6 protein-coding genes are annotated in these 6,774 nt (G+C 74.8%); 1 reads left to right on the top strand and 5 read right to left on the bottom strand.

Features of this window, described 5'->3' with window-relative positions:
* A partial coding sequence (locus tag ACFOY6_RS23385; protein WP_379652346.1) for a fumarylacetoacetate hydrolase family protein occupies positions 1-96 on the top strand: 96 nt, incomplete at its 5' end.
* Positions 97-136: 40 nt separating this feature from the next.
* Here the strand turns inward: ACFOY6_RS23385 and ACFOY6_RS23380 are convergent.
* The 5 genes from ACFOY6_RS23380 to ACFOY6_RS23360 form a co-directional block, all read right to left on the bottom strand.
* Positions 137-1,138 carry a Bug family tripartite tricarboxylate transporter substrate binding protein gene (locus ACFOY6_RS23380; RefSeq protein WP_379652395.1) on the bottom strand — a complete coding sequence of 334 codons (1,002 nt, stop codon included), beginning with the start codon at positions 1,136-1,138 and terminating at the stop codon, positions 137-139.
* 124 nt (positions 1,139-1,262) lie between these two features.
* On the bottom strand, positions 1,263-3,581 hold the full coding sequence (locus ACFOY6_RS23375) for a methyl-accepting chemotaxis protein (protein ID WP_379652394.1): 2,319 nt from the start codon (positions 3,579-3,581) through the stop codon (positions 1,263-1,265).
* 131 nt (positions 3,582-3,712) lie between these two features.
* Complete coding sequence (locus ACFOY6_RS23370) at positions 3,713-4,567, bottom strand: nucleotide-binding protein (RefSeq protein WP_379652393.1); 855 nt, start codon at positions 4,565-4,567, stop codon at positions 3,713-3,715.
* On the bottom strand, positions 4,564-5,673 hold the full coding sequence (locus ACFOY6_RS23365) for a flagellar biosynthesis protein FlhF (protein ID WP_379652392.1): 1,110 nt from the start codon (positions 5,671-5,673) through the stop codon (positions 4,564-4,566). The genes ACFOY6_RS23370 and ACFOY6_RS23365 overlap by 4 nt, the downstream gene beginning before the upstream one ends.
* An 11-nt stretch (positions 5,674-5,684) precedes the next feature.
* On the bottom strand, positions 5,685-6,774 hold a 1,090-nt coding region (locus ACFOY6_RS23360; RefSeq protein WP_379652391.1), incomplete at its 5' end, for an FHIPEP family type III secretion protein.

Below are 6,774 nucleotides of genomic sequence, written 5' to 3'. Positions count from 1 at the left end.
CGCAAGCCGCCGGTCTTCATGAAGGGCGGCGACACGATGGAGATCGAGATCGAGGGCATCGGCACCCTCGTCAACACCGTCGAGGACGAGGCCTGAGCGGCCGGCCGCCGCGCCATCGGGCGCGGCGGCCACGGCCTCATTGCACGGTGATGTTGCGGCTCCGGATCACCGCGCGCCACTTGGCGTTCTCCGCCGTGTGGTAGGCCGGCCATTCGGCGGGTGTCTGGGTCTCGGGCGTCACCGCCAGGGCGGCGAGCCGCTCGCGCGTCTCGGGCGCCGTCATCGCGTCGCGGGTCAGCGCATGCATGCGGGTGACGATCTCGGCCGGGGTGCCGGCCGGCGCCAGCAGGGCGATGTGCTCCTCCGCCTCGTATTCGGGGAAGCCCTGCTCACGGAAGGTCGGGATCTCCGGCGCCACGGCGCTGCGCTCGCGCGAGGAGATGGCGAGCGGCCGCAGCTCCCCCGCCTGGATCAGCGGCAGCAGGCCCGAGGCGGCCTGGATGACCATGGAGACCTCCCCCTGCATCGTGCCCTGCACCGCCTGCGCGCCGGAGCGGTAGCCGACATCGCCGAGCCGCAGCCCGGCGGCCTGCAGGAACAGCTCGGTCGCCAGGTGGGTGGAGCTGCCGGTGCCGGAATTGGCGAAGGTCATGGTGTGGCCGGGCTGCTTCGCCAGGGCGACGAACTCGGCCAGGCTGCGGGCGGGCGAGGCCTTCGGCACCACCAGGATCATCGGCTGCGCGGCGATGAGGCCGACACCGGTGAAGGCCTGCGCGTTGTCATAGGGCAGGTTGTAGAGGTGCGGCGCCATGGCATAGGTGCTGACGGTGCCGACCAGCAGCGTGTGGCCGTCCGGCCGCGCCCGCGCGACGGAGGCGAAGCCGATCGTGCCGTTCGCCCCCGCGCGGTTGTCGATGACGAAGCTCTTGCCGGTGTCCTGCGAGAGGCGTGCCGCCAGGATGCGGGCCACCGTGTCGGTGGAGCCGCCGGCGGCCCAGGGCACCACCATCGTCACCGTGTGGGCGGGGAAGCCGGCGGCGCCCGGGGCGGCGCCTTGGGCGGCGCCTGTGCGCGGGGTGGCGAGGGAGAGGGCGGGCAGGGCCAGGGCGGCCCTGCCGAGATCGCGGCGGGTGAACATCGGGCGTTTCCTCATGGCCCGCATCCTCCGGGCCTTGCGGAATTGTCACGACCGAGGCGGCGGAGACAAGAGGCTTCCGCACCGGCGGGCACCGTGCCCGCCGGCCTTTCCAGGGTCCCGCGCCTCAGGCGCGGATCGCCACCAGGAACTCGCTGGAGCGGGTGCGGAGCTGCCCGGCCTGGCTGGCCAGCTCCTCCGTGGCGCCCAGCATCCCCGTCGCCGCCTGGCGCGTCTCCTGCGCCACCTGCCGCACGCTGGCGATGCGCTGCGTCACCGTGCCGGTGGCCTCGGCCACCTGCGCGGCGCTGCGGGCGATCTCCTGCGTCGCCGCCCCCTGCTCCTCGACGGCGGCGGCGATGGCGGTGGAGATCTCGTTGGTCCGCTCCACCGTGTTGCCGATGCCGCGGATGGCCTCCACCGCGCGCGTCGTCACCGCCTGGATCTCGGCGATCTGGCTGCCGATCTCCTCCGTCGCGCGGGCGGTCTGCCCGGCCAGGTTCTTCACTTCGGAGGCCACCACGGCGAAGCCCTTGCCCGCCTCGCCGGCGCGGGCCGCCTCGATCGTGGCGTTCAGGGCCAGCAGGTTGGTCTGCCCGGCGATGTTGCCGATCAGCTTCACCACATCGCCGATGCGGGCCGCGCTCTCGGCCAGGCTGCGCATGGTCTCGTCGGTCGCGCGCGCCTCGGCCACCGCCTGGCGCGTCACCGAGGCGGCCTCGGAGACGCGGCGGGTGATCTCGACGATGGAGGCCGCCATCTCCTCGGAGGCGGCGGCCACCGCCTGCACATCGGCATTGGCGCGGCCGGCGGCGTCGGCCACCAGCCCGGCCTGCTGGTCGGACTGCTCGGCGCTGGCGGAGAGATGGCGGGCGGCCGTCTCCATGTCGCCGCTGCGGGCCACCACGGTCTCGACCACGCCGCCCACCTCGCCCTCGAAGGTGTTGGCGAGGCGCGCCTGCTCCGTGACCACTGTCCAGACCATCATCGGGCCGACATAGCCGCCGGCATTGTCGCGGATGGCGGAGACGTTGAGGTCCATCACCTCCGCGCCCACGCGGATGCGGGTGCGGTAGGGCAGGCGCGAGCCATCGGCCAGGATCTCCTGGATGGCGCCGGGCTGGCGGTGGAAGATGTCGATGCTGCGGCCCACCACCTCCTCCACCGGGCAGGGCAGGATCTGCGGGATGCGCTCGGTCAGGATCTCGCGCATGCGGGCGTTGAGGTAGGTGATGCGGAAGCCGTCCTCCGGGTCCGCCATCACCACGCCCGTCGGCATCTGCTCCAGCATCTGGCGCTGCGCGAAGGCCTCGGCCACCGTGCCGCGCAGCGCCTCGACGGCGCCGGCGATGGCGCCGATCTCGTCACGGCGGTCGCGGTCGGTCACCTCCACCTTGGCGTCGCCGCCGGCGATGCGGGCGAGGATGCCGGAGAGGCGGCGGAGCGGGGCGGAGATGGCGCGGGTGGTGCCCCAGCCGGCCAGCACCGCCACCAGCCCGACCAGCACGCCGGCGATCAGCGTGTTCTGCCGCACCGTCTCCATCGCCGCCTCGGCGGCGGCGATGGAGGATTGCGCGCGCAGCGCCAGCCGGTCCTTGACGCCGTCCAGCGCCTCCTCCAGCTGCGCCATCGCCGGCCGCACCTGCTGCTCGCGCAGCGTGCGGATGGCGTCGAGCGCGTTCACGGATTCATCCGACGCGCTGGCCAGGGTGGTGCTGGCGCGGCCCAGCACCTCGACGCTCTGGCGCAGGGAATCGTTGAACGGCCCGGACTGGAAGCCGCGCAGGTGCACGCGCTGCTGCGCGATGGCGCGGCGCAGCCGGCGGGACTGGTCCTCATCCTCCGTGCTCAGGAAGCGCTGGATGCTGGCACGCATCTCGCCCACGGCGGCGTGGTAGGACATCAGCCGCTGGCGCATCTCGTCCACCCGGCCCGGTTCGGTCAGGTCGAACTGCAGGCTGGCCTGCACCGCCTCGAAGCGCTGGTCGTACTCGCCCATCGCGGGGAACAGCACCTCGTCGCGCCGCTGCAGCAGCATGCGGCGCTGCTGGATCACCGCCTCCAGGGCCTTGGCATAGGCATCGATACGCGGCAGCACGGCCTCGGCCTGGGCGCGGTCTTCGCCGGAGAGCATCGCCAGGCTCTCCTGCACCCGGCCGCGCAGCCCCTCGAGGGCAGCCTGGTTGCTGGCCCAGGCGGTGTCGAGCGCGGCGGCCGACTGCGCGTTCTCCGCCGTGCTGTTGGCGAGCGCCGCGCGCGCCGCCTCGGCGAGGGCGCTGCGCAGGGTGGTGTCCGCCGTGGAGGCCGTGTGCAGGTCGCTCACCCGCTCGTCGATCTCCGACAGGCCGAGATTGGTGCGCACCACCAGCACCGTCAGCAGGATCAGGGTGAGCGTGACCGAGAGGCCCAGCTTCATCCCCACAGACAAATTCTTCAGAAGGCGCATCGGGGCAGGGTCCTGGAGCAAGAAGACTGCCTATCTTCTCCTCAGGTCTTAACAGCCTGTTTCCCTGCCGGCCGGATGGTCGTCCGGCCGATCCGGCAAGCCCCCTTGCGGGGAGAGATTTTGTAAACCCTTCACCGCACCGCGGCGAAGGCGGCACGCAGGCCGAGCCCGCCGGCCAGCGCCTCCACATCGGCCGCCGCGGCGCTGCCGGGGTGGCGTGTCAGCAGCGGGGTCTGCCGGCGGATGGCATCGCGCACCTTCTCGTCGCGCCGCACCACGCCGGCCAGCGGCACCTGCCGGCGCAGGAAGGTGACGCAGGCGCGCTGCAGGGTGGCGGCGGTGCGACGGCCGCGCGCCGCGTCCATCGCCTGGTTCACCACGATGCGCGCCTCGGCGCCGGGCCGGTCCTGGCCGTGCAGCTTCAGCACGGCATAGGCGTCGGTCAGGCTGGTTGGCTCGTCGGTGGCCACCACCAGCAGCAGGTCCGCGCTGGCGGCGAGGCGGCGCGTCGGCGGCGCAAGCCCCGCGCCGAGGTCGAGCAGCACCACGTCCCAGAAGGTGGCGCCGTCGCGCAGCAGGGCGGCGACACGCTCCACCGTCGCAGCCTCCATCGCCGCCAGCGCGCCGCTGCCGGAGCGGCCGGCCAGCACGTCGAAGCCGCCCGCCGGGTGGCGCAGCACCGCCTGGCGCAGGCTGAGCCGGCCGGTCAGCAGCCCGTGCAGGTCCCGCTCCGGCTGCAGGCCAAGCTGCACATCGACATTGGCGAGGCCGAGATCGGCGTCCACCAGCAGCACCTGCAGGCCGCGCCGGGCCAGCGCCTGGGCCAGGGTGATGGAAAGCCAGGTCTTGCCCACGCCGCCCTTGCCGGAGGCGACGGCGACGATGCGGCCCGGCGGCAGCAAGGGCTCCGGCAACAGCGGCTCGGGCAGCAGCGGTTCGGGCAGCGGCGGCTCCGGGGAGAAGGCCGCGCGGGGTTCGATCATCATGCGAAGTCTCCGGCCGGAAGCGTGGCAGGGGCACGGAACAGGGCGTTGCGCGCCGCCGTCGCGGCGGGCTGATGGGCGGCCGTAGAGCCGGGTGGGCCGGCATGGGTGCGGCGGCGCAGGCGCTCCGCCATCCAGGCGGGCGAGAGCGGCAGCAGGCCGTCGGCCAGGCGGTTGCCGGCGCCGGCCTCGGCGATGACCAGGCTGGCGGCGGCGGCGGCGGAGAGCAGCCCCCCCATCCGCCGCGTGGCGTCCAGCCGCGTCGGGATCATGTGGGTGGCGCCGAGGGCGCGGAAGGCACGGGCCAGGTCGGCCGCCTCGGCGCTGTCCAGCCCGGCGGGCAGCACCAGCGCGACATGGGCGCGGGTGGCCTGGATCAGCGCCAGCAGGGCGCGCGCCTGCTCGGGGTCGAACGGGTCCGTGCCGGGGGTGTCGATCAGCACGCCGCCGGGCGGACGCAGCGCCACGGCCTGCTGCGCGGCGGCCGGGCTGGCGGCGAGGCTGCGGAGAGCGCGCAGCAGGCCGGCGGCGCCGACGAGGTGCGCCGCCGCGGCGAGGCGCTGCTGGTCGGTGTCGACGATCAACGGCGGCGTGGCGCCGGAGAGCACCTGGCGCGCCGCCAGCTTCACCGTGGTCAGCGTCTTGCCGGCGCCGGGGGGGCCGGCCAGCAGCAGCGGGCGCTCCTCCGGCGGCGGCAGCCGGCCGAAGCGCAGCGTGGCGGCCAGCATGGCCTCCAGCGGGCCGGACAGCAGCCGGTCGCGCAGCGCCCCGGGCACGCCATGGAAGGCCAGCGCGGCCGCGGCCTCCTCCGCCGCCCCGCCCCGCAGGGGGGGGCCGGCCGTGGAAAGGGCGGGCAGCGGCAGGGCGAAGCTTTCCGGGAGCGGCGCCTGCGCGGGGGAAAAGGCGGGCATCAGCGGCTCCTCCAGGAATTCCTTGGGCAGCGGTTCCTCGGGCGGCCTGTCGGGCGGCTCCGGCTCCACCCCGCCGGTGACCTCATAGCCCTCGCCGACGCGGCGGGAAGCGAGCAGCACCGCCTCCGGCCCCAGCTCGGCGGCGAGCAGGCGCATGGCATCGGCCATGCTGCGGGCGCGGACGACGCGGATGCGCATGCCGCCGCGCCTCAGACGCTGCCGAGCACGCGGATGCGCGCGCGGGGGTGGATCTCGGCCTGGGCCAGCACCGGCGTGGCGGGGCGGAAGCGCTCCACCACCGCGCGCAGATGCGGCCGCAGCGCGCCGGAACAGACCAGCGCCGGCATCTCGCCGCCCGCCGCCGCCTGGTCCAGCGCCTGGCGCAGCCGCTGGATGAAGTCGGAGAGCTGCGCGGGCGGCATGGCGAGCTGGCGGTCCTCGGCGGGGCCGATCAGCGCCTCGGCGAAGGCGGCCTCCCAGGAGGCGCCGAGGGTGAGCAGCGGCACGTCGCCGCGCGGGCCGCGCAGCGCGTCGGTGATCTGCCGCGCCAGCCGGGCGCGGACGATGGCGGTGATGCCGGGGATGCTCCGCCCGCCGCCCGAGGTGGCCTCCTGGATGCCCTCCAGGATGGTCGGCAGGTCGCGGATCGAGACGCGCTCGGCGAGCAGGGATTGCAGCACGCGCTGCACGGTGCCGATGCTGGCCTGGGCCGGGATCAGGTCGCCCACCAGCCGGCGCTGCTCCTCGGGCAGGCCGTCCAGCAGGCGGCGGGTCTCGGAATGGGAGAGCAGCTCGGCCATGTTCTCGCGCACCACCTCGGTCAGGTGGGTGGCCAGCACGCCGGCGGCGTCCACCACCGTGGCGCCGCGCGCCAGGGCGAGGTCTCGCCGGCTCTCCTCGATCCACAGCGCCGGCAGGCCGAAGGCCGGCTCCGCGCAGCGCTCGCCCGGCAGGTCGCGCAGCGCCTCGCCCGGGTCGATCGCCAGCACCAGGGGCGGGCGCAGCTCGCCGCGCGCCGCCTCCACATCCTTCACGCGCATCACGTAGGTGTTGGCGCCGAGCTGCATGTTGTCCTGCACCCGCACGCTCGGCAGCACGAAGCCCATCTCCTGCGCGATGCTGCGGCGGAGCGCCCGGATCTGCTCTGTCAGCCGCGGCGCGTCGCCCGAGGCGAGGGACAGCAGGCCGTAGCCGATCTCGAGCTTCAGGGCATCGAGCCGCAGCGCCTCGGCCACGGGCGCGTCGGCGGCGGCGGCGCCATCGGGCGTGGCGGCCTCGGGCGGCGGCGCGGCGGCGGCG

The organism is Teichococcus aestuarii (genome assembly GCF_042651065.1).
GTDB lineage: Bacteria > Pseudomonadota > Alphaproteobacteria > Acetobacterales > Acetobacteraceae > Pseudoroseomonas > Pseudoroseomonas aestuarii.
Note: the sequence above shows the minus strand (reverse complement) of the source record. Positions and strands in the feature narration are given on the sequence as shown.